This window comes from Ruegeria sp. AD6, assembly GCF_056542325.1.
In genome coordinates this window covers 67,265-91,215 of record NZ_JBQFZQ010000007.1, presented here as the reverse complement: position 1 = coordinate 91,215, position 23,951 = coordinate 67,265, and the positions used below count along the sequence as shown (strand labels likewise).

Below are 23,951 nucleotides of genomic sequence, written 5' to 3'. Positions count from 1 at the left end.
AAGGCTCGACTTCTGTCCTGCCTTGCCCTTACATCCATCCCCATGAAAGAACTATTGCGCAGCACCGATCCGACAATCCTGGCCTTTGCATCCGCTCTTCTTGAAGGCGAGGATATAGACTGCTTTCAGATGGACGTAAATATGAGCATCCTCGAAGGCGGCATTGGAATCTTTCCCCGTCGCCTGATGGTGCGGGCCGATGATCTGACCCGCGCCGAACGGGTGATGCGCGACAATGAGATCCCGCTGGGGCGATGACCGGTTTTGCTGACCATGAGCTAAGCCGGAACGATTTTTTGGGCGGTCGGGTGCGCCTGTGGCAGCCGACAAAAGGCTATCGTGCCGGTGTAGACCCTGTTTTGCTGGCCGCTTCGGTGCCTGCAACCAGTGGCCAATCGGTGTTGGAGCTTGGATGCGGGGCAGGGGCTGCGATCCTGTGTCTGGCCGCACGGGTGCCCGGTTTGCAGATGTGCGGGGTCGAACTGCAACCGGCCTATGCGGATTTGGCCCGCCGCAATGCCGCCGATAACAATATCGTGCTGGATGTGGTGACATCCGATCTGTCCGCACTTCCGGTGGATCTGAGACAACGTCAGTTCGACCATGTGATCGCGAATCCGCCTTATTACCGCGCCGGTGCCCATAGCCCGGCCACAGATACCGGGCGCAGCGTGGCCTTGGGCGAGGAAACGCCCCTGGTTGATTGGATCGATGTGGCAGCCAGACGGCTGGCTTCGCGTGGCTATCTGCACATGATCCAAAAGGCCGACCGCCTGCCCGATATGCTGATGGCCTGTCAGGATCGGCTTGGGTCGGTCGAGGTGTTGCCGCTTGCGGCACGCGCGGGCCGCGAGGCTGAGTTGGTGATTTTGCGCGCCCGCAAAGGCGGCCGGGCCGCGTTTCGCCTGCATGCGCCCGTGATCCTGCATATGGGCGCGCGGCACGAAAAGGACGGGGAAAGCTACACCCCGGATGTTTCTGCGGCCCTTCGGGACGGGGCTGCGTTGGGTCCGTTTCACAGCCTTAGGCAATGACCAGCCGAATTTGTCGGATTTATTACAGAATCTGTGCGTCTGCAGCGTGACAGGGTGGAAACGATGTGCTCAACTTCTTACGTGACATATACACTCGCAACCAAGGAGGATCGCCATGAGCGTGAGCGCACATCTGACGGAACTGAAGAAGAAGCACGAATCTCTCGGTCTCGAAGTGGAACAAGCCCAACGCTCGCCAGGCATCGATGATCTCCATATCGCCCAACTCAAGAAGCAAAAACTAAAGCTCAAGGAAGAGATCGAGCGCCTGTCAACTTAACCTTTCAAGCTGGCGCGTGCCGCAATCAACGCACCGCCGGTGATCAGTAAAGCCGCGATCGCCAATGTCCATGTCGGCATGGCGATCCCGGCAAGTACCAAAACCACGGTGGACAACAAGGGCGCCGCGTACGAGCTGGTTCCCAGCATTTGTATGTCGCCCTGTTTGACCCCGATATCCCACACATAAAACGCCAGCCCCACAGGCCCCAGACCAAGGGCCAGGGTTGATGCCCAGCCAAGCGTCGTATCCGGCCAGACGGTTGTTTCCAGCGCAAAGTGCAAAGCCCATGACGCAATGGCGGTCAGTACGCAGAAGACCGCAACCGAGCTTGTCGGCGTTTCGCCAAGTCTGCGGGACAGAACCGAATAACCCGACCATGTCAGCGCACACAGGAAGGCCAGCGCGTATCCGGGCAGGTGGTCGATTTGGAAGCCAGCGCTGCCGCCGCCGGTGATGATCAGCGCGGCCCCGGCAAAGCCCAGACAGGCCCCGATCAGATGGCCGGCGCGCAAATGCTCGCCGGGAAGCAACCCCGAAAACAGCACGATCAGCAAGGGCCAGAGATAGGCGATCAGCCCCGCCTCGGCCGCAGGTGCCATGCGCAGGGCCGAGAAATACAGCGCGTGATAACCGAACAGGCCTACGGTGCCGAAGGCATAGATCTTCCAACTGATGCTGCGCAATTTGGAAAAGCCGCCTGACCGCCATGTCCAGATCAACCCCAGGGACCCGCCGATGCTGAAGCATATGGCGTTCAGCAACAAAGGCGGCGTTGGGGCCGAGCCAACCGTGAACAGCGCCAGAAGGGCCCAAAGCAGGACGGCGATGAATCCGACGGTCGTGGCGCGATTTCTGGTCATTTCAGGGATATGTCTTCTACAGGGATAATCGTGAATTCATCCGAGATGTGGGCGGTCTTTTCAATCTCAGCCGCGAACCAATCGCGGAATGCAGCGATCTGTGGCCGGTTTTCCGCACCGGGCAGGCACAGAAACCGGAACCGCCCCTTGGTTTCAATGGCGGTTTTGAACGGCGCGACCAGCCGGCCTTCGGTCATGTCCTTGATGATCATCGCGCGCCGACCCAAGGCAACACCGACCCCCGCCACCGCCGCATCAATCGCGTGATCCGCGTTCGAGAAATGCGCGCCATGGGTCGGCGTGAAATCAACACCAACCGCCCGAAACCAGGTGGGCCAGTCGGCGGGCGGCTTGAGAAACGCGATTGAGTCGTCATGGATCAGCGGCGCATCGCGCAGGCTTTCGGGCGTCGTGAATTGCTCGGCCAGCTCCGGCGTCATGACCGGGGTCAGCCATTCCTTGCGCACGGGCAGGCAATACAGCCCGTCATCCTGACCATAGCCAAAGCGGATCGCGACATCCACGTCGTCCCGCTCCAGATCCATATTGCGCAGGGTGGCCGAGAATCTCAGGTCAATCTCCGGATGGGCGCGGGCAAAGTCATAAAGGCGTGGGGCCAGCCATTTCGCCGTCAGGGCAGGCCCGGCCGTGACCGTAAGCGTGGTGTTGTCCTGCAATCTGCGCGTCGCGGCCCATGCGGATTTGAGCGCGGCAAAGCCTTCGGCCGTGCCGGGGGCAAGCGCCTTGCCAGCTTCGGTCAGTTCCACCGCGCGGTTCAGACGTTTGAACAGGGGGTGGCCCAGATGCTCCTCCAGCGATTTGATCTGGAAGGACAGCGCAGCGGGGGTCACGTTCAACTCATCCGCTGCCTTGGCAAAAGACATATGGCGCGCGGCGGCGTCAAAGGCCCGCAAGGCGGTAAGAGGGGGAAGCCTGTCGCTCATGTCGCTTAAGAATTTCTTGTCCGAACCGTCGAAAACTCTCGTTTGTACGTTTTGAAATCAAACGCCATGTTGAAGGCAAGTCAAGTTCAGCTTTAGCCAAGGGGATATGCCATGATCGAGATGACGACAAACCCGTCTGTTCAGGATGCGATCCGTCGCGCGCATGAAGAACGCAGCAAGATGGTCCATCAGGTCTGGGGTTGGCTATTCGGTTCCCGCTGACCGCAGCGCGCGCGGGCTTACGGGATAAAGAAGGGCCGGCCCAAAAGGACCGGCCCGATTTTGTTGCACTGCTTCGGGTTTAGACGAAGAACTGCGCGCCGTTTGCCGAGATGGTCGAGCCGTTGATGAACTGAGACTCGTCTGAGGCCAGGAAGGCCACGCAGCGGGCAATCTCTTCCGGCTCACCCAGACGGCCAGCAGGGATCTGGCTGATGATCGATTCACGCACCTTCTCGGGTACCGCCATCACCATTTCGGTTGCAATATAACCGGGGCAGATCGCGTTGGCGGTGATGCCTGCGCGTGCACCTTCCTGCGCCAGCGATTTCACGATGCCCAGATCACCCGCTTTGGTCGCGGCATAGTTCACCTGCGCGAACTGGCCTTTCTGACCGTTGATCGAGCTGATGACGATCACGCGGCCAAATTTGCGCTCGCGCATGCCGGGCCAGACGGGGTGAACAGTGTTGAACACGCCGGTCAGGTTGGTGTCGATGACCTGATGCCACTGCTCGGGCGTCATTTTGTGGAACGGTGCGTCCTTGGTGATACCCGCGTTGGCCACAACGATGTCGATCGGGCCAACCTCGGCCTCGACTTTTTCGATGCCCGCTTTGGACTCGTCATAGTCGGCGACGTTCCACTTGTAAGTGGCGATGCCGGTTTCTTCGGTGAACTTCGCGGCGGCTTCATCGTTTCCTGCATAGGTGGCCGCAACATTGTACCCTTCGGCCTTGAGCGCCTTGGAAATTGCTGCGCCGATGCCGCGAGAGCCGCCGGTTACGAGTGCTGTACGTGCCATTTAGGGATCCTCCAAATTTAGTCGTCTTGGTAATTCTGTTACTCTGAGGGAGATTGGTGCGCAATATCGTTTCGTGATCGTTTTCGACTTTCTGTTTGGCGATATTGTCGCATCTAACGGATATGCTTCGATTGTAACAAAAAAGGGCGCTGGTAGAGCGCCCTTTTCTATTTAGGTGTCAACGCACTTAGTCGCGCTCCACGCACAGGGCGACGCCCATGCCGCCGCCGATGCACAGGGTCGCCAGACCCTTTTTCGCGTCGCGGCGTTTCATTTCGAACAGCAGCGTGTTCAGGACACGGCAGCCGGATGCGCCGATCGGGTGGCCGATGGCAATCGCGCCGCCGTTGACGTTCACGATGGACGGGTCCCAGCCCATGTCCTTGTTCACGGCGCAGGCCTGTGCGGCGAAGGCTTCGTTCGCCTCAACCAGATCCAGATCGTCAACCGACCAGCCCGCTTTTTCCAGCGCCTTGCGCGAGGCGTAGATCGGGCCGACGCCCATGATCGACGGGTCCAGACCAGCGGTCGCGTAGGACGCGATACGGGCCAAAGGCTCGATCCCGCGCTTTTCGGCGTTTTCGGCCGACATCAGCAGGGTTGCTGCCGCACCATCGTTCAGACCCGAAGCGTTTGCTGCTGTGACCGAGCCGTCCTTGGTGAAGGCCGGGCGCAGCTTTGCCATGGCTTCCATGGTTGCGCCGTGGCGGATGTACTCGTCCTTGTCCATCACAATATCGCCCTTGCGGGTCTTGATAGTGAAGGGCACGATTTCATCCGCGAACTTGCCCGCTTTCTGAGCCGCTTCGGCCTTGTTCTGCGAGGCAACGGCGAATTCGTCCTGCTGATCGCGGCTGATCTGCCATTTCTCGGCGACGTTTTCGGCGGTCTGACCCATGTGGTAGCCGTTGAAGGCGTCCCACAGACCGTCGCGGATCATTGTGTCGATATATTTCATGTCACCCATCTTGTGACCGGCGCGCAGGGCGGCGGCGTGGGGCGACAGGGTCATGTTCTCTTGTCCACCGGCGGCAACGATGTCGGCATCGCCCAGCTGAATGTGCTGAGCCCCCAGCGCAACCGCGCGCAGGCCCGAGCCACACACCTGGTTAATGCCCCAAGCCGCGCTTTCCTGCGGCAGGCCGGCATTGATATGCGCCTGACGGGCGGGGTTCTGGCCCTGAGCGGCGGTCAGCACCTGACCCATGATGGTTTCGCTTACTTCGCCCTTCTCTACTCCGGCGCGTTCTACGACTGCTTCCAGGACGGCAGCGCCCAGATCATGTGCAGGGGTGTTCGCAAACGAACCGCTAAAGCTGCCGACGCCCGTGCGTGCGGCGGATGCGATTACTACGTTGGTCATATAATCAGTCCTTTACCGTCATGGTCCAAAGGGAAATCTGACGGCGCAGGTGGCAGAGAGGCTCTCTGACAGTACAAGAGCGCCCCAAGTTCCCCGCTCCAGCACCTTTTGCAATACCGCAATGCTGCAATTGCAGCAACGGACAGCTTGTCTCAGCGCTGAACACGATTTGCTGTCGCGAGCGGGTTTTTGCCTAAGAGCCTGTTTTGGATTTCTTTTCCTGCTTCCACGGGGGCGAAACCGCGGGCGCGCCAAACAGAAATCCCTGCAGGCAGTCGACGCCGCTGGCAGCCAGGAACGCGGCATCCGCCTGGTTTTCGACCGATTCGGCGGTCACCAGGATCTCGAATTCCCGCGCGACTGCGATCAAAGCACGCACCAGCGCCTGATTGTCAGGCTGTTCGCTGATCCCCCGAATGAACTGCCCGTCGATCTTGGCCGCGTCGAACAGAAACTCGCGAAAATGGCGAAAGCTGAAATCGCTGGCACCGAAATCGTCCAACGCAAAGGCGATGCCGCGTTCCTGCAGGCGGTCCATCAGGTCGATCACAAGCTCGGGCACCTGCATGGCGGATTGTTCGGAAATCTCAAGGATCAGCCGTTCCCCCAAACCCGCGTCGCGTTTCAGAAAGCGGTCCAGCACCCGGGTCCAGCGCGAGAACCCGATCGACCGGGCCGACATGTTGATGGACAACCGGATCGAGGGGTTTCGGGCAAGCGTACGCAGCCCCAGTTCCAGTGCGATGCAATCCAGTTCCCGGCCCAATGGGGTGTGTTCCAATTGCGGCATGAACTCGCGCGCCGGGATCACCCGCCCGGTTTCGTCCAGAACCCGGATGAAGCCTTCGTAGAATGCGACATCATACGGCGGGTCGGCCTGCACAACCGGCTGGAACGCCAGCTTGCATTGTTTGTGCTTCACCGCTTCGGTCGCCATTTTCACAACGGATCTGTCCCGCGCCGAGATGGCCGAGTTCAACGGGCTTTCCGATCCTTCGGGTATATCCGCACGTTTCTTGTCCCGCATGAGCGCCGGTTCCCTGAGTGATTCCGAACAAAGGTCCGGCCCAGTGTCAGGTCAAACAGGTGAATCTGCGGTTAAGCTCGGGAAAGTTTCAGCGGGCAGATTGCCACACGCGGGTCAGAGAGGCTGCGGCTCCGATCACGGCACCGGTGACACCCATGATCATCATGACAAAGCCCAGTGCGATCAGGCCAGTCAACGCCGTCGCCAAAGCGGCGATCATGGCCAAAGTCAGACCCATCAGACCAACCACGGTCGAAACAGTTGTTAAACGGGTCATTTCGGGTCTCCGGCCACTCGTTACATTGCACCTGTTCCCTCATATGGCGTCGAAGGCTGGAATTTCAAGTTGAGATCCCTGTCGCACTTCGTGCGTCAGACCTGTTCCGCCTGACGATTGGGCACGTTCTTGTCCAGATGCTCGAATCCGGGCGTTCCGCGATCTTCGGGGTGGCGCGCCAGATGCTTCTCTTTGATCTGCGTTGAGCTGTCCCGGCTGCCATCATGGCTGTAGCCGGGCGGGGCGAAGCAATAGCCGAGCCTCTGGCGCAGGGTCAGGCCGGGCTGTGTGGCGTCGCGCCAGATGCCAACCCATTCGTGGAAGGCCACACGCAGCGGGTTGAAGGTGCCGATATTGTGGACCAACCCGTAATCGACCCGCTCATCTTCTTGTTCGGGTACAAAGGTGCCGAACATCTTGTCCCAGATGATGAAAACACCTGCATAGTTGCAGTCCAGATAGCGCGCGTTGCGGCCATGATGCACGCGGTGATGGCTGGGCGTGTTCATGATCGCCTCGAACCAGCGGGGCATTTTGCCGATGGCCTCGGTATGGATCCAAAACTGATAGATCAGGTTCAGCCCGCCAACGAACAGCACCATCGCGGGGTGAAAGCCCAGCAGGATCAGGGGCGCCCGGACGACCATCATGAAGGTGAACGTATAGGTCCATGTCTGCCGCAGCGCGGTCGTCAGGTTGTAGTGCTGAGAGCTGTGGTGGTTCACATGGCTGGCCCAGACCCAGCGGATGCGGTGCCCGAAACGATGCACCCAATAATACCGAAGGTCGTCCAGCACGAAACACAGGATGATGACGGGGATCGAGGTCCCAAGGTTCAGCGGTGTGACCTGCCACAACCACATGAAGAACCCATAGGCGATGAACCCCAGCAAGAAGCCCGAGGCGATATTGCCCGCCCCCATGATCAGTGAGGTCACGGCATCGCGCGTCTCATACCGGCCGCCACGCCCTTTGACCGTGATCCACAGAAACTCGGCCAGGATGGCGGCGATGAAAAACGGGACAGCCCATTGGACGGCGTCGGGAAAGCTGATGTGATCGGTCATGAAAGGTCCATCAGGTTTTGCCAGTGCTGGCGTTCGATTTCGTCAAGGCGGATGACCACCCTGGGCGTGGTGAAGTCGTGAAACTGTAACTCGAACCCGCCCGGCTGTTCGATCCAGTCGAAATCCAGCAGGTGCCGCGCCACCGTATCCGCGCCAAAGGACCACAGCAGGCCCGGCCCTGTCTCTGTCCGAACCAGAGCGGCATAGGCGTCGTGTGAGACGGTGACATCGATCACCACATCGTCGGGAAAGTGGCGCTGCCAATCCGCCAGCGCGGTTTCCCGTGTCAGAACACGCCGCTGAGACCGCCCGCTCAGGTGCAACAAAAGCGTTATTGCGGCAATCCCCCCGACCACAAGTACAAGCAATATCTCAAGTGGCATAGTTCTCTCCCCGCTGGCAGAGTGCAAAGCGGGAAGAACGCTGTCAAAGGTGGCGTTGCGTCAGCCGTGTTCCAGACGGTCCAGGATTTCATGCTGCACCACGCGCTGCACAAAGGGGACCAGGCCTTCGGGGCCCGAGCTTCGGTCTTTCAGATGGATACAGATATCGGGGCGGCGGGATGCAATGATCCCCACCAATTCACCGCGTATCATATCATCCAGCCCAGCCCCCATGATGGCACAGGCGATCCGGGGTTCAGCATCCAGTTGCCGCCGCACCTCATCGGGGTCATGTGCACCCAGCCATTGGATCGGAAGGTGATCAAGCTGCCGCGCAACATCTCCGATCACATTCGGTAAGCGTCCGATCAGCAGTACAACGGGTTTCATCGTTGCCTCCATTCCCAACACACAAACTGCCCCGCCCAAAACAGCGGGATGAGGACAGTGTATCACGAGATCGAATTTGACGGGGGCCGACAGCGGTTGGAAGCCGTTTCCTTAGCCTGCTGCGCCGACCAGAGTCGAGATAATCGCCTTGGCGCTGTCGGAATTCCATTCGGCATCGCCGATCAGACGGGCGATTTCATTGCCGTCGGGGTCGACGATCACGGTGATTGGCAGGCCGATCACACCCATCTCGCGCGCAACGGCCTGTGAAGGGTCCTGATGGCGGGGCAGGTTCTCGATGCCGTTTTCTTCGAAGAACTTCTTGATCCCGGCAGGTGAATTGCGCCCGGTGGCCAGCGTCAGCACTTCGAACTTGTCGCCTCCGAACTCTGCCTGCAACTCGGCGATCTGGGGCATTTCCTTGCGGCACGGCGCGCACCATGTGGCCCAGAAGTTCAGCAGAACGTATTTGCCTTTGTAATCCTCCAGCGAGGCTGTGCCGCCGTCATCCTCAAGCTCGAAGTCCACCGGCGTCACCGGCTTGGGCTGTGAATGCAGGATCAGACGCTTCAGGCTATCCTCGCGCAAGGGGGCGAGCGTCTCGGCATCGGCGGCCAAAGCGGCGTTTGCACCCAGCGCAAGGGCCATATAAAGGGGGATCAGACGAATAAGGCGCATATCAACTCCGGGTTTTCCAACATGACCGATCAATCCTCGAACCAGATGTGGGGCGGCCGCTTTGCCGCCGGACCAGACGCGATCATGGAGGCGATCAATGCCTCGATCGGGTTCGATCAGCGGATGGCAGCCCAGGACATCGCAGGCTCGCGCGCCCATGCCGCCATGCTGGCTGCCACAGGCGTTATTACTGATAGTGATGCGCAGGCCATTCGGGAAGGGCTGCTCACCGTTTTGTCAGAAATCCAGAACGGTGAGTTTCAGTTCTCGACCGCGTTGGAAGACATCCACATGAATGTGGAGGCGCGGCTGAAAGAGGTGATCGGAGAGCCTGCGGGCCGTCTGCATACCGGTCGTTCGCGGAATGACCAAGTTGCGACCGATTTTAAGCTATGGGTCCGCGATCAGCTGGACGCGGCGGAATCGGGTCTGCTGGCTCTGATCCGTGCGCTTCTGACGCAGGCCGAGGCTGGGGCCGATTGGGTCATGCCCGGTTTCACCCACCTGCAAACGGCGCAGCCGGTGACATGGGGCCATCACATGATGGCCTATGTCGAGATGTTCGGCCGCGACCTGTCCCGTGTCCGCGACGCCCGTGCCCGGATGAATGAATCCCCCTTGGGCGCTGCTGCATTGGCTGGAACATCCTTCCCCATCGACCGGGAAATGACAGCCAAAGCGCTGGGCTTTGATCGCCCCGCCGCGAACTCGCTGGATGCGGTCAGCGACCGCGATTTCGCGCTCGAGTTCCTGTCCACCGCGTCGATCTGCGCCGTGCACCTGTCGCGCTTTGCCGAGGAACTGGTGATCTGGTCTTCGGCCCAGTTCCGGTTTGTGACGCTGTCCGACCGGTTCTCGACCGGTTCGTCGATCATGCCGCAGAAGAAAAACCCCGATGCCGCCGAGTTGATCCGCGCCAAGGTGGGCCGGATCTATGGCGCAAACACCGCTTTGATGATGGTGATGAAAGGCCTGCCGCTGGCCTATTCCAAGGACATGCAGGAAGACAAGGAACAGGTCTTTGACGCCGCCGACAACTGGATGCTGGCGCTGGCGGCGATGGAAGGCATGGTCAAGGACATGACCGCCAACCGCGACAGCCTCGCCGCCGCTGCCGGGTCAGGGTTCTCGACCGCGACCGATCTGGCCGACTGGCTGGTGCGGGTGCTGGGCCTGCCCTTCCGCGACGCGCACCATGTCACCGGATCGCTGGTTGCGATGGCTGAACAGAAAGCCTGCGACCTGCCGGACCTGACGCTGGAGGATATGCAATCGGTCCATGCAGACATCACCGATGACGTCTATTCTGTCCTTACCGTGGAAAACTCGGTAAACTCGCGCCAGTCCTACGGCGGTACCGCCCCCGATCAGGTTCGTGCGCAGATCGAACGATGGAAGGCATTGGTGTGATGTATATCTTCAGGGTCATTCTTCTGATTATGGCCGGGTTTGCCCTGGTCGCTTGCGGAGCGGATGGAGAGCCGGTGCAGCCCACCGCCAGCCTCGGGATCGGCGTCGGATCCAGCGGCACTCATGTCGGCGGCGGCGTTGGCTTCCGCCGCGGCGGCCTAGGTGTCTATCTGGGCGTCTGAGCCCTGCGCCATTGCAATGTTGCAAACAAGGCCCATGTCTGTCGGGCCGCATCATCTTGGGAAAACTGAATTTATGCGAACTCTTGGCCTGATCCTGACGCTTGCTGTTCTGGCGGCGTGCGAACCCACATCTGCACCGCGTCAGGAACCCAAGCCAGAACCCAGCGGATCCGGCGTTTCCGTGTCCGGCTATGCGCGGGTCGGTGTTTCGACCGGGTCCTGAGCGACCGATAGGCGCGTTGAGTGCCGGAATCCATTGATCCGTATCCCCCTTTTGGTCTAAGCGCGGCGTCATGGATCACTTTCTCTACCGCGACGGCGCGCTCTACGCCGAGGATGTCCCGATTTCCGAAATCGCAGCTGCGGTCGGAACCCCGTTCTATGTCTATTCGACGGCAACCCTGTTGCGGCATTTCAAGCTGTTCGACGACGCACTTGAGGGCACCGATCACCTTGTCTGCTACGCGATGAAAGCGGCCAGCAATCAGGCGATCCTGAAAACGCTGGCGCAGGCGGGCGCGGGGATGGATGTGGTTTCGGGAGGGGAATACCTGCGGGCCAAGGCTGCAGGCGTTCCGGGCGACAAGATCGTGTTTTCGGGCGTCGGCAAAACAGCGGATGAGATTCGCACGGCGCTGACCGGCGGCATCCGCCAGTTCAACGTTGAATCCGAACCTGAGATGGAGGTGATCAACGCCGTCGCTCTGGAACTGGGCGTGATCGCGCCGATCACCGTGCGCGTGAACCCGGATGTGGACGCCAAGACCCATGCGAAAATCGCGACCGGTAAGTCCGAGAACAAATTCGGCATCCCGATCTCACGCGCGTCCGAGGTTTATGCGCTGGCCGCCAGCCTTCCGGGGCTGGACGTGATTGGTATCGATGTCCATATCGGCTCGCAATTGACCGAACTGGAGCCGTTCGAGCTGGCCTATACCAAAGTCGCCGAGCTGACCGAACAACTGCGCGCCGAGGGGCACAATATCCGCAGGCTCGATCTGGGGGGCGGTTTGGGCATTCCCTATGCGCGGTCGAATGAAGCGCCGCCGCTGCCGATGGAATACGGCGCTTTGATCAAGAAAACGCTGGGCCATCTGGGCTGCGAGATCGAAATTGAACCGGGCCGCCTGATCGCGGGCAATGCGGGGCTGATGGTCAGCAAAGTGATCTATGTGAAATCGGGCGAAGGCCGCGATTTCCTGATCCTCGATGGTGCGATGAACGACCTGATCCGCCCGGCAATGTACGAGGCGCATCACGACATTATCGCGGTGCAGGAACCTGCCGCCGGGGTCGAACAGCAACCCTATGACATCGTTGGCCCGGTCTGCGAAAGTGGCGATACCTTTGCCAAGCAACGCACCATGCCGCCGCTTGCGCCCGGTGATCTGGTCGCCTTCCGAAGCGCCGGGGCCTATGGCGCGGTGATGGCCAGCGAATACAACACCCGCCCCCTGATCCCCGAGGTTCTGGTGCACGGGGATCAATTTGCAGTTATTCGTGAACGCCCAAGCTTTGACGAAATCATAAACCGCGATACCATACCTGAGTGGCTTTGACGCGATAAGCGTGCAGGCCCGATCAGGAGGCCCGCATTGCGCGACAGATTGAAACTGCCGATTCCAAGACTTTCGCTTTGGCTGACCCATGCGGGGCTGCTGGCCGAGCAGGTTATGCGCGCTTTTTGGCCGTTTTTCTCGATCCTGATGGGCATTTTGGCCGCATTGATGCTGGGCCTGCAGGATCAGGTCCGGGTCGAGCTTGTCTGGGGTATCGGCGCGCTTGGCCTGATTGCGCTGGGTGTGGCTGCGGTTCTTGGGGTCCGGCGATTCCATCTGCCATCGCGGATCGAGGCGCTGGCGCGTCTGGATGAAACCCTTCCGGGGCGGCCCATACAGGCCTTGATGGATGATCAGGCAATTGGGGCCACGGATGCGGATTCGGTTGCGCTGTGGCACGCGCACAAGGCGCGTATGGCGCAGCGAGCCTCGACAGCCAAGGCAGTCAAACCCGATCTGCGACTTGCGTCGCGCGATCCGTATGCTTTGCGCTACGCCGCGCTGCTGGCGCTGGTGGTGGCTGTGTTGTTCGGGTCCTTCTGGCGCATCGGTTCGGTCGCGGAGATGACGCCCGGCACGGCTGTCGCCGGGCAGGGACCCACCTGGGAAGGCTGGGTCGAGCCGCCGCGCTATACCGGCCTGCCGACCCTGTATCTGGCCGACCAGTCCGGGCCGACCCTGTCTGTGCCGCAGGGCAGCAACATTACGCTGCGCTTTTACGGTGAGGTTGGGGCGCATAGCCTGACCGAAACAAGCTCTGTTCTGGGTACAGAAGCCGCCACCGCGCCGGAACAGGAATTCGTGGTCGACCGCTCGGGCCAGTTGCGGATCGACGGACCCGCAGGCCGGGATTGGACGCTGGATGTGGTCACGGATGCCGCACCCCGGATCAGCGTCGCAGGCGTGGCCGAGGCTGAAGCCGGTGGGCAGATGAAATTGCCCTTCCAGTCCAGCGATGATTACGGTGTCGTCTCGGGCTCGGCCCTGATCGAACTGGATCTGACCGCCGTTGATCGCCGCTATGGCCTGACCACAGAGCCTGAGCCGCGCGAGGTGATTCAGATCGAGTTGCCCATGCCGATCACCGGCGACCGGGCCGATTTCACCGAAGATCTGATCGAAGATTTCTCGCAGCACCCGTGGGCGCATCTGCCGGTGCGCATCACGTTGATGGCGCGGGATGCCGCAGATCAGCAGTCCGAATCCGAACCGTATCTGACCGCCTTGCCTGCGCGTCGGTTCTTTGACCCGCTGGCGGCGGCGGTGATCGAACAGCGTCGCGATTTGCTGTGGTCGCGCGACAATGGCGCGCGGGTTGCTCAGGTATTGCGCGCAGTGTCCCATCGCCCCGAAGATCTGTTCCGCTCGGACACGGCCTATCTGCGGCTTCGCGTTCTGTTGCGCCGGTTGGAGACGTTCACGGAATATGGCCTGAAGCAGCCTCAGCAAGAGGAGATTGCGCAGGCGCTGTGGGACCTTGCGGTTCTGATCGAGGACGGCACGCTTGCGGATGCTTTGGAACGGATGCGCCGCGCGCAGGAACGTTTGACCGAGGCCATGCAGAACGGTGCCAGCGACGAGGAAATTGCCGAGCTGATGCAGGAATTGCGCGAGGCGACGCAGGACTATTTGCAACAGCTTCAGCGTCTGGCACAGCAGAATGGCGAAGACGGCGAGCGGCAGCAGGGCCAGAACGGCGAATCCATGCAGATGACGCAGGACGATCTGCAGGCCATGATGGACCGCATTCAGGAACTGATGGAACAGGGCCGCATGGCCGAGGCGCAGCAGGCGTTGGAAGAATTCCAGCAGATGATGGAGAATACGCGCGTCACTCAAGGGCAAGGTCAGGGCGGCCAGTCCGAAGGGCAACAGGCCATGGAAGGCCTGGCCGAGACATTGCGCGAACAACAGGGCCTTAGCGATCAGGCCTTCCGCGACCTGCAGGAACAATTCAACCCCGGTGCGCAGTCTGGTGAGAGCCAGGGCAATGAAGGGCGTAGTGGCGGCATGGGCCGTGGACAAAGCCACGAGGGCCAGGGCGGTCAGGGGCAGGATTCGGATCAGGCCGGGGAAGGCCAGTCCGGACAGGGTAACCTTGCCGACCGTCAGCAGGCCCTGCGGGATGAGTTGCGGCGGCAGGAGCAAGGTCTGCCCGGTGCAGGAACGCCGGAAGGCGAGGCCGCGCGTGATGCGTTGGGCCGGGCAGGGCGCGCGATGGACGAGGCCGAACAGGCCCTGCGCGGCGATGATCTGGCCGAGGCAATAGACCGCCAGTCCGAGGCGATGGAAGCCCTGCGCGAGGGCATGCGATCGCTGGGTGAGGCCTTGGCCCAGAACCAGCAGAACCAGCCCGGTCAGGGCGCGCAGGAGGGTGAGGCGCAGGCCAACAACCGCGACCCGCTTGGCCGCAATCCGGGTGCTGCCGGGTCAATCTCGACCGAGGAAAACCTGTTGCAGGGCGAGGATGTGTATCGCCGCGCGCGTGAGCTGCTGGACGAAATCCGCCGCCGGACCGGCGAAAGCGACCGGCCCACGATTGAACTGGAATATCTGAAACGTCTGCTCGAACGGTTCTGACGACGTCAGGTCTAAGGCGCGCCGGATCCGGCTTGGCTCTCAAGCCAGACACGCGCCTGATCCACAAGTGAGACATAGGAATTCAGCACCGGATCCGCCTGCGGCACAGCTTCGCTGATCTGCTGGGCGTTGCCGTAGATCAGGTACAGAATCACGCCGATGATCAGCATCAGCGCAAACCCACGCACAAAGCCGCCGGATTTGCGTGCAGGCTGTTCGGTCTCACCCTCTTCGCTGAGCATGCTGGAATTGATCGCCTCAACATCCGGTAGAGCGTCTTTCTGACCGGCATCCTCGGATGTTTCCGAGGCGGTAGGGCGCCGTGGCTCGACCTTGGGCGTCGGCGCGACATCCAGCGCCAGATCCGGTTGCGTTTCCAGGCTGCTGCCCTCTTGCGCCCGCAAGTCAGCCTCGCGCGCGGCCTCTTCCTGCAGAATATTGGCCACGGCAGGGTCCACGTTGCCGGTAGGTTTGGCATCTGCCGGTTCCGGCTCAGGCTCAGGCTCGGGTTCTGGCGCGATCTCGGCCACAACCGGCGCAGCCTCTTCAGGTTGCGGGTCTTCGGCGGCCTCAGGCTCGACCGCTTCGGGTTCCGGCGTGTCGGCTTCGGCCGGGGCGGGCTCTGGTGTTTCCGCTACAGGATGTTTGGCCTGAAACCATGTGTGATCGCAGGCCGAGCATTGGACATCGCGGCCTTCCTCGGGGATGACCTCATCCGGGACCTCATATTGGGCACTGCAATTCGGACATGTAAGACGCATGCTGCCTCCCCGGCCGTGCAATCCGGCCGATAATAGTTTTTTCAGGCATGATATTCCGTTAAGACCCAACAGCAAAGCGCGTTTTCGGTTTCACGGTCCAAGTGTCACCAATTGGACTCGGTACAGGCATTGAAACCACACCCGCACTGGGGCAAGAAGAGCGGCATAATAAATGGGGGCACGTGTGATCGAGCTGGAAAATGTCAGCTACACCTATGGTGACGGCGAATTGCTGAGCGATGTCTCGGTGCAATTGCAGCCGGGTTCGTTTCACTTTCTGACGGGGCCTTCGGGTGCGGGCAAAACCACGTTTCTGAAACTGTGCTACGGCGCATTGTTGCCCACGTCAGGGCAACTGAGCGTTTTTGATCAGGACATTGCGTCGCTGGATCGCGATCAGATGGCGCTGTTGCGCCGCCGGATTGGCGTGGTTCATCAGAATTGCGAGTTTCTGGACCATATGACCTTGGCCGAAAACGTCGCGCTGCCGTTGATGGTTTCAGGCCGGGTTGAAGCGGATGAGCAGGACAACCTGACCGAGTTGCTGGGCTGGGTGGGTCTGGGATCCCGTCTTGAAGCGCATCCACCAGAGTTGTCGGGCGGTGAACGGCAGCGCGCCGCGCTGGCCCGGGCGGTGATCCTGTCGCCCGATGTGGTGCTGGCCGATGAACCCACAGGCAACGTGGATTGGGAGATGTCGCAGCGCCTGCTGCGCCTGCTGGTCGAACTCAACCGGATGGGCAAAACCGTCCTGATCGCCACCCATGATCTAAGCCTGATCCGTGCCGCGAAAAGTCAGGTTCAGGCGCGTGTTCTGCGCATCTCGCAGCGTCGTCTGCAATTGGCGGGGGCGGATCTATGAGCCGGGGCGATATCCGAAACCTGCTGCGACGAGATTCTCGGGCCGACCGCGTGGTGCCCCCAACCGGGTATACCGCGCATTTGACCCTATTCGTTTCGGGCGCGATGGCGTTTCTGACCGTTTTTGCTTTGGCCCTGTCGCTGGCCTCGGGCCGGATTGCCGACCGATGGGCGACGGAACTGGCCGGGGCCGCCACCCTGCGCATCAACGCGCCGGCCGAGCAGCTGGCCGCCCAGGCCCAGGCCGCGCTGACCGTGCTGAGCCAAACGCCCGGCGTCGCTTCGGCCCGCGCCCTGACGACCGAGGAACAGGCGGCCCTGCTGTCGCCCTGGTTCGGGCCAGATCTGCCACTGGACACGCTGCCCATCCCGCAACTGATCGAGATTGTCGAAGGCGAACCGGGCCTTGACGCCGCCGGTCTGCGCCTGCGCCTTGGGGCCGAGGTACCGGGCGCGGTTCTGGATGACCACACCAGATGGCGCGAACCTTTGGTCGATGCCGCCATGTCCCTTAGGCGATTGGGCTGGATTTCGATCCTGCTGATCGGTGGGGCGACGGCGGCCATGATCACTCTGGCCGCGAATGCCTCACTGGCTGCGAATGCCAAGATCATCGAGGTGTTGCGTCAGGTTGGGGCCCGCGACCGGTTTATCGCAGGAGCCTTCGTGCGCCGCTTTACCTACCGGGCGCTGTTTGGCGCAGCCGTGGGCACGCTGTTGGGGATGACCGGCGTTTTGTTGTTGCCCGAAGCCTCGGATGCCGGGGGCTTCCTGTCTGGCGTCGGGTTTCAGGGCAGTGACTGGATTTTGCCCGTGGCCATTCCCATTCTGGGCGCGGCCGTCGCCTTTTTTGCCACCTGGGCCGCCGCGCGCCGCAAGTTGAAGGAGCTTTCGTGATGTCCATGGCCATTCAGTGGGTCCGCTCATTGGTCTTCATGTTTGTGATCTACCTTTGGATGCTGATCCTTGGCATTCTGTACCTGCCTTACGCAATCTTCACCAAACGCGGCGCGTTGCGGGCCTGCAAAGCCTATGCCAGCAGTACCATTTGGCTTGCGCGCTGGATGGTTGGCATTCGCTCTGAGGTGCGCGGCGCAGTGCCCACGGGCGAGGTTGTCATCGGGGCCAAGCACCAGTCGTTTCTTGATATTCTCTTGATCTTCAACGCGATCCCGCATGGCAAGTTCATCATGAAGCGAGAGCTTTTGTGGACTCCGGTCATTGGCCTATATGCGCGCCGATTGGGATGTATTCCGGTCAACCGGGGCAAGAAGGGTGCGGCGGTGGCCAAGATGGTCAAGGATGTCGCCAAGGAATTCACCGAACCCGGCCAGTTGGTCATCTACCCTCAGGGCACCCGCGTCGCACCGGGGGCCAAAAAGCCCTATAAGGTAGGCACGGCGGTTCTGTACGAAGGGCTTGGCGTGCCTTGCGTCCCTGTTGCCACAAACGCGGGCGTCTTCTGGCCGCGCTCGGGCATCTTGCGCAAACCCGGCCTGGCAATCGTCGATTTCCTCGACCCGATCGAGCCGGGTGTCGCGCGTGATGCGTTCCTTGGACGGCTGGAAGAGGTGATCGAGACCCGCTCGACCGCGTTGATGAAAGAAGTGGGGTTTGACCCAGATGGAGTTCATTGAAGATACCGAGACGCTTGCGGGGCTCTATGGCACCCCGGGCGCACCGTCCTTGCGCAAAGTGGCACACAGGCTGACGCCGCTGTATCGGACATGGATCATGGCCTCGCGCCTGTGCATCCTCAGCACGGTCGGGCCGGAAGGTGTCGACGGCAGCCCGCGCGGTGACGATGGCCCGGTGGTGCTGGAGCTGGATCCAAAGACTCTGGCGATGCCGGATTGGCGGGGCAACAACCGCCTGGATTCGCTGCGCAACATCGTGCGCGATCCGCGTGTTTCGCTGATGTTCATCGTGCCCGGTTCCAACAATGTGGTGCGGGTGAACGGGACGGCGCGTCTGACTGCGGATGACGAATTGCGGGCCCGGTTCGAAAAGCAGGGCAAGCGCCCGGCGACTGTGATCGTTATCGAACTTCACGAGGTTTACACTCAATGCGCGCGGGCGCTGATGCGGGCAAGAACCTGGACTTGCGGTGATGAGTCCGCGCCTCTTCCAACCATCGGAGAAATTCTGGCCGAGGCGTCGGACGGGGACGAAGGCGGCGCACGCTATGATCGCGAATGGGGCGCGCGCGCCGCTAAAACCATGTGGTAGTCACGGCGGCTACACTGCCGCTGCGCCAATCCTGGCGACCTTGGAAATCCAGCGCTCGACATGACCGGGCTTGGGATAGCTGGCCCCTGCGAAATAGGTAAACCGTGTTGGCTTGAAGCCGACAAAGCCCAGGATCTGATCGCGTACTTGCCGGATCAGTGCCTGGCGATAGATCAGCCGCATGAACCAGCCCGGCGTGTCCGACGTCAGAATGACGCGCGCGGTGCGACCGGTCAGCATCGGGGCCGGGAAACCCATCTTGGTCGTGTGTCGCGTATCGAAAGTACGCCCCGGGATGAACATGCGGTCAATCAGACCCTTCAGTTTCGCAGGCAGACCGCCCCACCACATTGGCGCTGTCAGGACCAGATGATCGCTCCATTCAAAATCCTGCAGAACCTGTTCCAGCACGGGCTCTAACGGCTTGAAGTCGTGGTAATTGCCCTGACCGAAATCGTGGTCGAACTGCAGATCGCTCAGGTGGATTAGGCGGACATCATGGCCGTTTTCGCGGGCGGCGTCGCCATAGGTTTGCGCAAAGGTGCGGGACAGGCTGCTTTCGGCAGGGTGTCCATCAAGGATCAGAATTTTCTTCGGCTGCATCGGGGTTCTCCTAAAAATGACCGTGGTCAGTTTATAGAATCAAAAAATGACCGTGGTCAATAAAAAATTTGACCACGGTCAGAAAACGTGCAAATTAGCCTTATGCAGAAGACAGTTCAAAAACGTACGCTGAAAACCCGCGCCCGACTGATGGCGGCGTCCGAGGCGTTGATTCAGGACAGCGGGTATGAGGCGCTGAGGGTGGAAGATGTCGTTAAGGCCGCCGGTGTGGCCAAGGGGACGTTCTTTGCGCATTTCCACGACAAAGACGCGATGATGGAAATTCTGATCGCTGACAGGTTGAACGCGTGCCTGGATCAGGCCGAGTCCGGCCCGCCGCCCGGAACCGTCGCCGAAATCATCGCCGCGCTAGAACCCGCCCACAGTTTCATGACGTCCGAGCGGTATGTGTTCGATCTGTTGATCAGGTATTCCGGCGCGGCGGCAATCGCCGAGGTGGGCCCGATCGCCTATTGCTTTGAGCGGTACTTCCGCGTCGTGATGATGTGGCTTGACGCTGCTCAGATGCGCAAGGACGTGCCGCCCGAGCTTTTGGCAGAAGGTGTGCAGGCCTTTGCGATTCAGGCCATGTCACTAAGATTTTGCGCGCTGCATTCCGCGACGACATTCACCGACAGGCTGGAAACCTATCTGGATGCATGGCTGACCCCGGCGGGTTGACTGCCGCCGGAGTCATTGGTCCTAGCTGTGGATCGGTCCGTCGCCGCAAGCCAAGGCAGCCTCGCGCACGGCTTCGGAATAGGTCGGGTGGGCGTGGCAGGTCAGGGCCAGATCTTCGGCTGAGGCTCCGAATTCCATGGCAACGCAGACCTCGTGGATCAGATCGCCAGCGCCGGGGCCGATGATGTGTGCGCCCAGAATACGGTCGGTTTCCTTGTCGGCTAGAATCTTCACGAACCCGTCGGCGGCAAAGTTGGCTTTGGCCCGACCGTTGCCCATGAACATGAACTTGCCGACCTTGTAGGCGCGGCCCTGTTCTTTCAGCGTCTCTTCGGTTTCGCCGACATTGGCAACCTCGGGCCAGGTGTAGATCACGCCAGGAATGACGCCGTAGTTCACGTGACCATGCTTGCCCGCGACCTGTTCGGCGGCAGCCATGCCCTCATCCTCGGCCTTATGCGCCAACATCGGGCCTTCGGTGACGTCGCCGATGGCGTAGATGCCAGGCACGTTGGTCTGCCAGTCGGCCCCGACCTTGATCTGACCACGCGGCGTCATCTCGACGCCCAAAGCGTCCAGCCCCAGGCCGTCCGAATACGGTTTGCGCCCGGTGGCGACCAGTACGGTATCCGCCTCGACCACATGCTCGCTGTCGTCCTTGCGCAGTTTGTACGTGACCTTGGCCTTAGTCTTGGTGGCTTCGGTCTTTTGCACCGCTGCGCCCATGACAAACTTCAAACCCTGTTTCTTGAGGATACGCTGGAAGGTTTTCTGCACCTCGGGGTCCATGCCCGGTGTGATCACGTCGAGGAATTCGATCACCGTGACCTCGGCACCCAGCCGCTGATAGACCGAACCCAGTTCAAGCCCGATCACACCTGCACCAATAACGACCATCTTCTTCGGGATCTTGCCCAGCGACAGCGCACCCGTCGAGGTGACGACAACCTTCTCATCAACTTCAACACCGGGCAGCGAGGCGGGCTCGGACCCCGAGGCGATGATGATGTTCTTCGCCTCGTGCACCTCATCACCAACCTTGACCTGACCTGCAGCGGGGATCGAGCCCCAGCCTTTCAGCCAGTCGATCTTGTTCTTCTTGAACAGGAACTCGATGCCCTTGGTATTGCCTTCGATCACCTCGTCCTTGTAGGTCTGCATCTGCTTCCAATCGACCGAAGGCGATTTACCCTTCAGGCCCATCTTGGCAAAGTTATGCTCGGCCTCGTGCAACTGATGGCTGGCGTGCAGCAGCGCCTTGGATGGGATGCAGCCCACATTCAGACAGGTGCCGCCCAATGTGTCCCGTCCTTCAACGCAGGCGGTTTTCAGGCCCAGCTGGGCACAACGGATGGCACACACATAGCCGCCGGGGCCTGAGCCGATTACGATGACGTCATAACTTGCCATTGAGGGTCTCCTTGAGAATTCGGGCTGTCACAGGGCGTAAACCTCTGAACAGGTTGTACATCAGCGGCGTCACAATAGCACCGCCAAAAGCATGAAGGTGGTAGTCAGGAACCCGGCGAACCAGATCAGGGTGCGCCAGGGCTTCCAACCGTAATAATAGGCGGGCACGTAAAGGACGCGCGCCACCAGATAGGTCCAGGCGCAGGTCGCAGTGAAGTCGTTGCCCGTCCCACTGAGGGTCACGACCACACAAGCGATGGAGAACAGGATCAGCCCTTCGAAGTGATTGTTCAGCGCCCGATACAGACGGGCCGTTTCATCGGACAGCTGATCTTCGAGTGCACCACCCAACCGGCTGCGGTCGCGCGCGGACATGGTCTTGCCCGGACCCAGTTCCAGATTGGCCGGGATCGCCATCAGAGCATATTGGATGATCTGCAACAGTGCGGCCAATGTCAGGGCAGTCAACTCGGGTGTCACAGGGGAACACCTTCATTTTTGCCGCCCACCCTATGATGGGTCCGGCGGCCAGTTGGGATTATGTCTGATCCGGGCAGCACTGTTTAGACAGGGTTCAGAACTTTGACCTGGATATGCGCAACGCCCCCGCGTTCGTGGTGCATCGCCAGCTCTTCTGATTCCAGAAAACTCTGCGCGCGGTCCAGATCGGTGATTTCGAACAGGGCCACAGCGTGATCCTTCTGAACTGGGTCCTGCCAGATATGGAGGTCGCGGATTCCCGCAGCCTCACGCATTTTCTGGTCTTCGCGGAACACGGTCAGCCAGGCATCGAAATCCGCCACATCGGCTTGCCAAAGGACATGAGTCGCCATGATTACAGATCCATCAACAGGCGGCGCGGATCTTCCAGCGCCTCTTTCACGCGGACAAGGAACGTCACCGCGCCTTTGCCGTCCACGATGCGGTGATCATAGGACAGGGCCAGATACATCATCGGACGAATCTTGATTTCGCCATTGATAACCATCGGACGGTCCTGGATCTTGTGCATTCCCAGAATACCCGACTGCGGCGGGTTCAGGATCGGTGAGGACATCAGCGAGCCGTAGACGCCACCGTTTGAGATGGTGAAGGTGCCGCCCTGCATCTCTTCCATGCTCAGCTTGCCGTCACGGGCGCGTCGGCCTTTTTCGGCAATCGCCTTCTCGATCGCGGCAAAGGACATGCTGTCGGCATCGCGGATCACCGGAACCACCAGACCCTGCGGCGTACCGGCGGCAACGCCCATATGCACGAAGTTCTTGTAGACGATATCGGTGCCGTCGATTTCCGCGTTCACCTCGGGCACTTCTTTCAGCGCATGACAGCAGGCCTTGGTGAAGAAGGACATAAAGCCCAGACGCACGCCGTGCTTCTTCTCGAACTGATCCTTGTACTGGTTGCGCAGGGCCATCACCTCGGTCATGTCCACCTCGTTATAGGTGGTCAGGATCGCTGCGGTGTTCTGCGCATCCTTCAGGCGCTTGGCGATGGTTTGGCGCAGACGGGTCATGCGTACCCGTTCTTCGCGCCCGGCATCTGCGGCAGCCACAGGCGCGCGCGGGGTTGGTGCCGGGGTAGGGGCCGCCGGGGCCGGTGCGGGGGCCGACGGTGCTGAAGCGGCGCGGGCCACATCTTCTTTCATGATCCGGCCATCGCGACCGGTTCCAGTGACCTGATCGGCCGACAGGCCAGCCTCGGCCATGGCTTTTTCGGCTGACGGCGCATTGGCGATATCCTTGCCTGTGCTGGCCGCTGCCGGGGCCGCCGCCGCGGCTGCTGCCGGAGCCGGAGCAGCCCCAGCCGCCGCGCCCGAGATCACCGCCAGCTTGGCCGAGGCATCCACGGTCGCGCCTTCGGGGGCCACGATTTCAGCCAGCACGCCCGCAGCGGGGGCCGGAACCTCGACCGAAACCTTGTCGGTTTCCAATTCGCACAGCATCTCATCCTGCGCGACGCTGTCGCCGACCTGTTTGAACCATGTCGAAACGGTTGCTTCGGTCACGGATTCGCCCAGCGTCGGCACCATGACGTCCACGCTGCCGCCCGACGCAGCCGGGGCGGCTGCCGGGGCCGGAGCGGCGGCAGGCGCAGGAGCCGCGCCTTCGCCCGCGGTGATTGTGGCCAGCAGGGCGTCAACGCCAACGGTTTCACCTTCGGCGGCGACGATTTCGCCCATCACACCGGCAGAGGGCGAGGGCACTTCGACCGTAACCTTGTCGGTCTCAAGCTCGCACAGCATTTCATCTACGGCGACCGCATCGCCGGGTTTCTTGAACCAGGTCGCAACCGTCGCTTCGGTTACCGATTCGCCAAGCGTGGGAACACGAACTTCAATCGTCATC

At 60.9% G+C, this 23,951-nt stretch carries 29 protein-coding genes; 13 read left to right on the top strand and 16 right to left on the bottom strand.

All coding sequences use genetic code 11. The annotated features are described in order from the left end of the window. The first annotated feature begins 42 nt into the window (after positions 1 to 42). From ACR0KJ_RS14780 to ACR0KJ_RS14770, 3 genes are all read left to right on the top strand, one after another. The gene (locus ACR0KJ_RS14780) at positions 43 to 258 is read left to right on the top strand and encodes a putative signal transducing protein (RefSeq protein ID WP_037316655.1); all 216 of its coding nucleotides are present in this window, start codon (positions 43 to 45) and stop codon (positions 256 to 258) included. Next, positions 255 to 1,034 carry a tRNA1(Val) (adenine(37)-N6)-methyltransferase gene (locus ACR0KJ_RS14775; protein WP_480627019.1) on the top strand — a complete coding sequence of 260 codons (780 nt, stop codon included), beginning with the start codon at positions 255 to 257 and terminating at the stop codon, positions 1,032 to 1,034. Before ACR0KJ_RS14780 ends, ACR0KJ_RS14775 begins: the two co-directional genes overlap by 4 nt. A 115-nt stretch (positions 1,035 to 1,149) precedes the next feature. Next, positions 1,150 to 1,314, top strand: a complete 165-nt coding sequence (locus tag ACR0KJ_RS14770) for a DUF465 domain-containing protein (RefSeq protein WP_170453161.1) — start codon at positions 1,150 to 1,152, stop codon at positions 1,312 to 1,314. On the opposite strand, the gene yddG is transcribed toward ACR0KJ_RS14770, so the two are convergent. From yddG to ACR0KJ_RS14720, 10 genes are all read right to left on the bottom strand, one after another. After that, on the bottom strand, positions 1,311 to 2,177 hold the full coding sequence (gene yddG, locus ACR0KJ_RS14765) for an aromatic amino acid exporter YddG (protein WP_170522192.1): 867 nt from the start codon (positions 2,175 to 2,177) through the stop codon (positions 1,311 to 1,313). The two genes, ACR0KJ_RS14770 and yddG, sit on opposite strands and share 4 nt — an antisense overlap. Beyond that, positions 2,174 to 3,121: a transcriptional regulator GcvA gene (locus tag ACR0KJ_RS14760; protein ID WP_170522194.1), complete on the bottom strand. Its 948-nt coding sequence runs from the start codon at positions 3,119 to 3,121 to the stop codon at positions 2,174 to 2,176. The genes yddG and ACR0KJ_RS14760 overlap by 4 nt, the downstream gene beginning before the upstream one ends. Positions 3,122 to 3,422: 301 nt before the next feature. After that, positions 3,423 to 4,145, bottom strand: a complete 723-nt coding sequence (gene phbB / locus ACR0KJ_RS14755; RefSeq protein WP_170453158.1) for an acetoacetyl-CoA reductase — start codon at positions 4,143 to 4,145, stop codon at positions 3,423 to 3,425. A gap of 187 nt (positions 4,146 to 4,332) precedes the next feature. Next, entirely contained in the window at positions 4,333 to 5,508 is a 1,176-nt protein-coding gene (locus ACR0KJ_RS14750) for an acetyl-CoA C-acetyltransferase (RefSeq protein ID WP_170453157.1), read from the bottom strand. Positions 5,509 to 5,701: 193 nt separating this feature from the next. Further along, the gene (locus ACR0KJ_RS14745; protein ID WP_480627018.1) at positions 5,702 to 6,535 is read right to left on the bottom strand and encodes an EAL domain-containing protein; all 834 of its coding nucleotides are present in this window, start codon (positions 6,533 to 6,535) and stop codon (positions 5,702 to 5,704) included. An 88-nt stretch (positions 6,536 to 6,623) separates the two neighbouring features. Next, the gene (locus ACR0KJ_RS14740; protein WP_480627017.1) at positions 6,624 to 6,812 is read right to left on the bottom strand and encodes a hypothetical protein; all 189 of its coding nucleotides are present in this window, start codon (positions 6,810 to 6,812) and stop codon (positions 6,624 to 6,626) included. A 95-nt stretch (positions 6,813 to 6,907) separates the two neighbouring features. Then, positions 6,908 to 7,879 carry a sterol desaturase family protein gene (locus ACR0KJ_RS14735; RefSeq protein WP_170453154.1) on the bottom strand — a complete coding sequence of 324 codons (972 nt, stop codon included), beginning with the start codon at positions 7,877 to 7,879 and terminating at the stop codon, positions 6,908 to 6,910. Beyond that, complete coding sequence (locus ACR0KJ_RS14730; RefSeq protein WP_170737248.1) at positions 7,876 to 8,262, bottom strand: hypothetical protein; 387 nt, start codon at positions 8,260 to 8,262, stop codon at positions 7,876 to 7,878. Before ACR0KJ_RS14730 ends, ACR0KJ_RS14735 begins: the two co-directional genes overlap by 4 nt. Positions 8,263 to 8,322: 60 nt before the next feature. After that, entirely contained in the window at positions 8,323 to 8,652 is a 330-nt protein-coding gene (locus tag ACR0KJ_RS14725; RefSeq protein WP_170522204.1) for a hypothetical protein, read from the bottom strand. Between the two features lie 111 nt (positions 8,653 to 8,763). Next, the gene (locus tag ACR0KJ_RS14720) at positions 8,764 to 9,330 is read right to left on the bottom strand and encodes a TlpA disulfide reductase family protein (RefSeq protein WP_480627016.1); all 567 of its coding nucleotides are present in this window, start codon (positions 9,328 to 9,330) and stop codon (positions 8,764 to 8,766) included. Positions 9,331 to 9,351: 21 nt separating this feature from the next. Between ACR0KJ_RS14720 and argH the strand changes: the two genes are divergently transcribed. The 5 genes from argH (at position 9,352) to ACR0KJ_RS14695 (ending at position 15,061) form a co-directional block, all read left to right on the top strand. Beyond that, the gene (gene argH, locus ACR0KJ_RS14715; protein ID WP_170455690.1) at positions 9,352 to 10,740 is read left to right on the top strand and encodes an argininosuccinate lyase; all 1,389 of its coding nucleotides are present in this window, start codon (positions 9,352 to 9,354) and stop codon (positions 10,738 to 10,740) included. Beyond that, positions 10,722 to 10,922, top strand: coding sequence for an argininosuccinate lyase (locus ACR0KJ_RS14710; RefSeq protein ID WP_480627015.1), 201 nt, complete (start codon positions 10,722 to 10,724; stop codon positions 10,920 to 10,922). The genes argH and ACR0KJ_RS14710 overlap by 19 nt, the downstream gene beginning before the upstream one ends. 73 nt (positions 10,923 to 10,995) lie before the next feature. After that, on the top strand, positions 10,996 to 11,145 hold the full coding sequence (locus ACR0KJ_RS14705; protein ID WP_170455687.1) for a hypothetical protein: 150 nt from the start codon (positions 10,996 to 10,998) through the stop codon (positions 11,143 to 11,145). A 70-nt stretch (positions 11,146 to 11,215) separates the two neighbouring features. Continuing rightward, complete coding sequence (gene lysA, locus ACR0KJ_RS14700) at positions 11,216 to 12,481, top strand: diaminopimelate decarboxylase (RefSeq protein WP_170624041.1); 1,266 nt, start codon at positions 11,216 to 11,218, stop codon at positions 12,479 to 12,481. A gap of 36 nt (positions 12,482 to 12,517) precedes the next feature. Next, positions 12,518 to 15,061, top strand: coding sequence for a TIGR02302 family protein (locus ACR0KJ_RS14695; protein WP_480627014.1), 2,544 nt, complete (start codon positions 12,518 to 12,520; stop codon positions 15,059 to 15,061). Between the two features lie 11 nt (positions 15,062 to 15,072). Here the strand turns inward: ACR0KJ_RS14695 and ACR0KJ_RS14690 are convergent, their stop codons facing one another. Continuing rightward, on the bottom strand, positions 15,073 to 15,822 hold the full coding sequence (locus tag ACR0KJ_RS14690) for a zinc-ribbon domain-containing protein (RefSeq protein ID WP_480627013.1): 750 nt from the start codon (positions 15,820 to 15,822) through the stop codon (positions 15,073 to 15,075). Positions 15,823 to 16,006: 184 nt separating this feature from the next. Here ACR0KJ_RS14690 and ACR0KJ_RS14685 point away from each other — a divergent pair, with 184 nt between their 5' ends. Genes ACR0KJ_RS14685 through ACR0KJ_RS14670 form a run of 4 tightly spaced genes read left to right on the top strand, consistent with a single transcriptional unit; the run spans position 16,007 to position 18,912 of the window. Beyond that, the gene (locus ACR0KJ_RS14685) at positions 16,007 to 16,684 is read left to right on the top strand and encodes a cell division ATP-binding protein FtsE (protein ID WP_480627012.1); all 678 of its coding nucleotides are present in this window, start codon (positions 16,007 to 16,009) and stop codon (positions 16,682 to 16,684) included. Then, the gene (locus tag ACR0KJ_RS14680; protein ID WP_170624035.1) at positions 16,681 to 17,580 is read left to right on the top strand and encodes an FtsX-like permease family protein; all 900 of its coding nucleotides are present in this window, start codon (positions 16,681 to 16,683) and stop codon (positions 17,578 to 17,580) included. Before ACR0KJ_RS14685 ends, ACR0KJ_RS14680 begins: the two co-directional genes overlap by 4 nt. Continuing rightward, on the top strand, positions 17,580 to 18,320 hold the full coding sequence (locus ACR0KJ_RS14675) for a lysophospholipid acyltransferase family protein (RefSeq protein WP_480627011.1): 741 nt from the start codon (positions 17,580 to 17,582) through the stop codon (positions 18,318 to 18,320). The genes ACR0KJ_RS14680 and ACR0KJ_RS14675 overlap by 1 nt, the downstream gene beginning before the upstream one ends. Then, positions 18,307 to 18,912, top strand: coding sequence for a pyridoxamine 5'-phosphate oxidase family protein (locus tag ACR0KJ_RS14670; protein ID WP_170522226.1), 606 nt, complete (start codon positions 18,307 to 18,309; stop codon positions 18,910 to 18,912). The genes ACR0KJ_RS14675 and ACR0KJ_RS14670 overlap by 14 nt, the downstream gene beginning before the upstream one ends. 9 nt (positions 18,913 to 18,921) lie before the next feature. Here ACR0KJ_RS14670 and ACR0KJ_RS14665 read toward each other — a convergent pair whose 3' ends face one another. Further along, positions 18,922 to 19,515: an NAD(P)H-dependent oxidoreductase gene (locus ACR0KJ_RS14665; RefSeq protein WP_170522228.1), complete on the bottom strand. Its 594-nt coding sequence runs from the start codon at positions 19,513 to 19,515 to the stop codon at positions 18,922 to 18,924. 102 nt (positions 19,516 to 19,617) lie between these two features. Between ACR0KJ_RS14665 and ACR0KJ_RS14660 the strand changes: the two genes are divergently transcribed. Then, positions 19,618 to 20,196, top strand: coding sequence for a TetR/AcrR family transcriptional regulator (locus ACR0KJ_RS14660; RefSeq protein ID WP_170522230.1), 579 nt, complete (start codon positions 19,618 to 19,620; stop codon positions 20,194 to 20,196). Positions 20,197 to 20,217: 21 nt separating this feature from the next. On the opposite strand, the gene lpdA is transcribed toward ACR0KJ_RS14660, so the two are convergent. From lpdA to odhB, 4 genes are all read right to left on the bottom strand, one after another. Beyond that, positions 20,218 to 21,606, bottom strand: coding sequence for a dihydrolipoyl dehydrogenase (gene lpdA / locus ACR0KJ_RS14655; RefSeq protein ID WP_170455669.1), 1,389 nt, complete (start codon positions 21,604 to 21,606; stop codon positions 20,218 to 20,220). Positions 21,607 to 21,675: 69 nt separating this feature from the next. Further along, complete coding sequence (locus tag ACR0KJ_RS14650; protein WP_170455667.1) at positions 21,676 to 22,086, bottom strand: MAPEG family protein; 411 nt, start codon at positions 22,084 to 22,086, stop codon at positions 21,676 to 21,678. Between the two features lie 83 nt (positions 22,087 to 22,169). Then, positions 22,170 to 22,439: a hypothetical protein gene (locus ACR0KJ_RS14645; protein WP_480627010.1), complete on the bottom strand. Its 270-nt coding sequence runs from the start codon at positions 22,437 to 22,439 to the stop codon at positions 22,170 to 22,172. A gap of 2 nt (positions 22,440 to 22,441) precedes the next feature. Beyond that, entirely contained in the window at positions 22,442 to 23,950 is a 1,509-nt protein-coding gene (gene odhB, locus ACR0KJ_RS14640) for a 2-oxoglutarate dehydrogenase complex dihydrolipoyllysine-residue succinyltransferase (protein WP_480627009.1), read from the bottom strand. Between the last annotated feature and the right edge of the window lies 1 nt (position 23,951).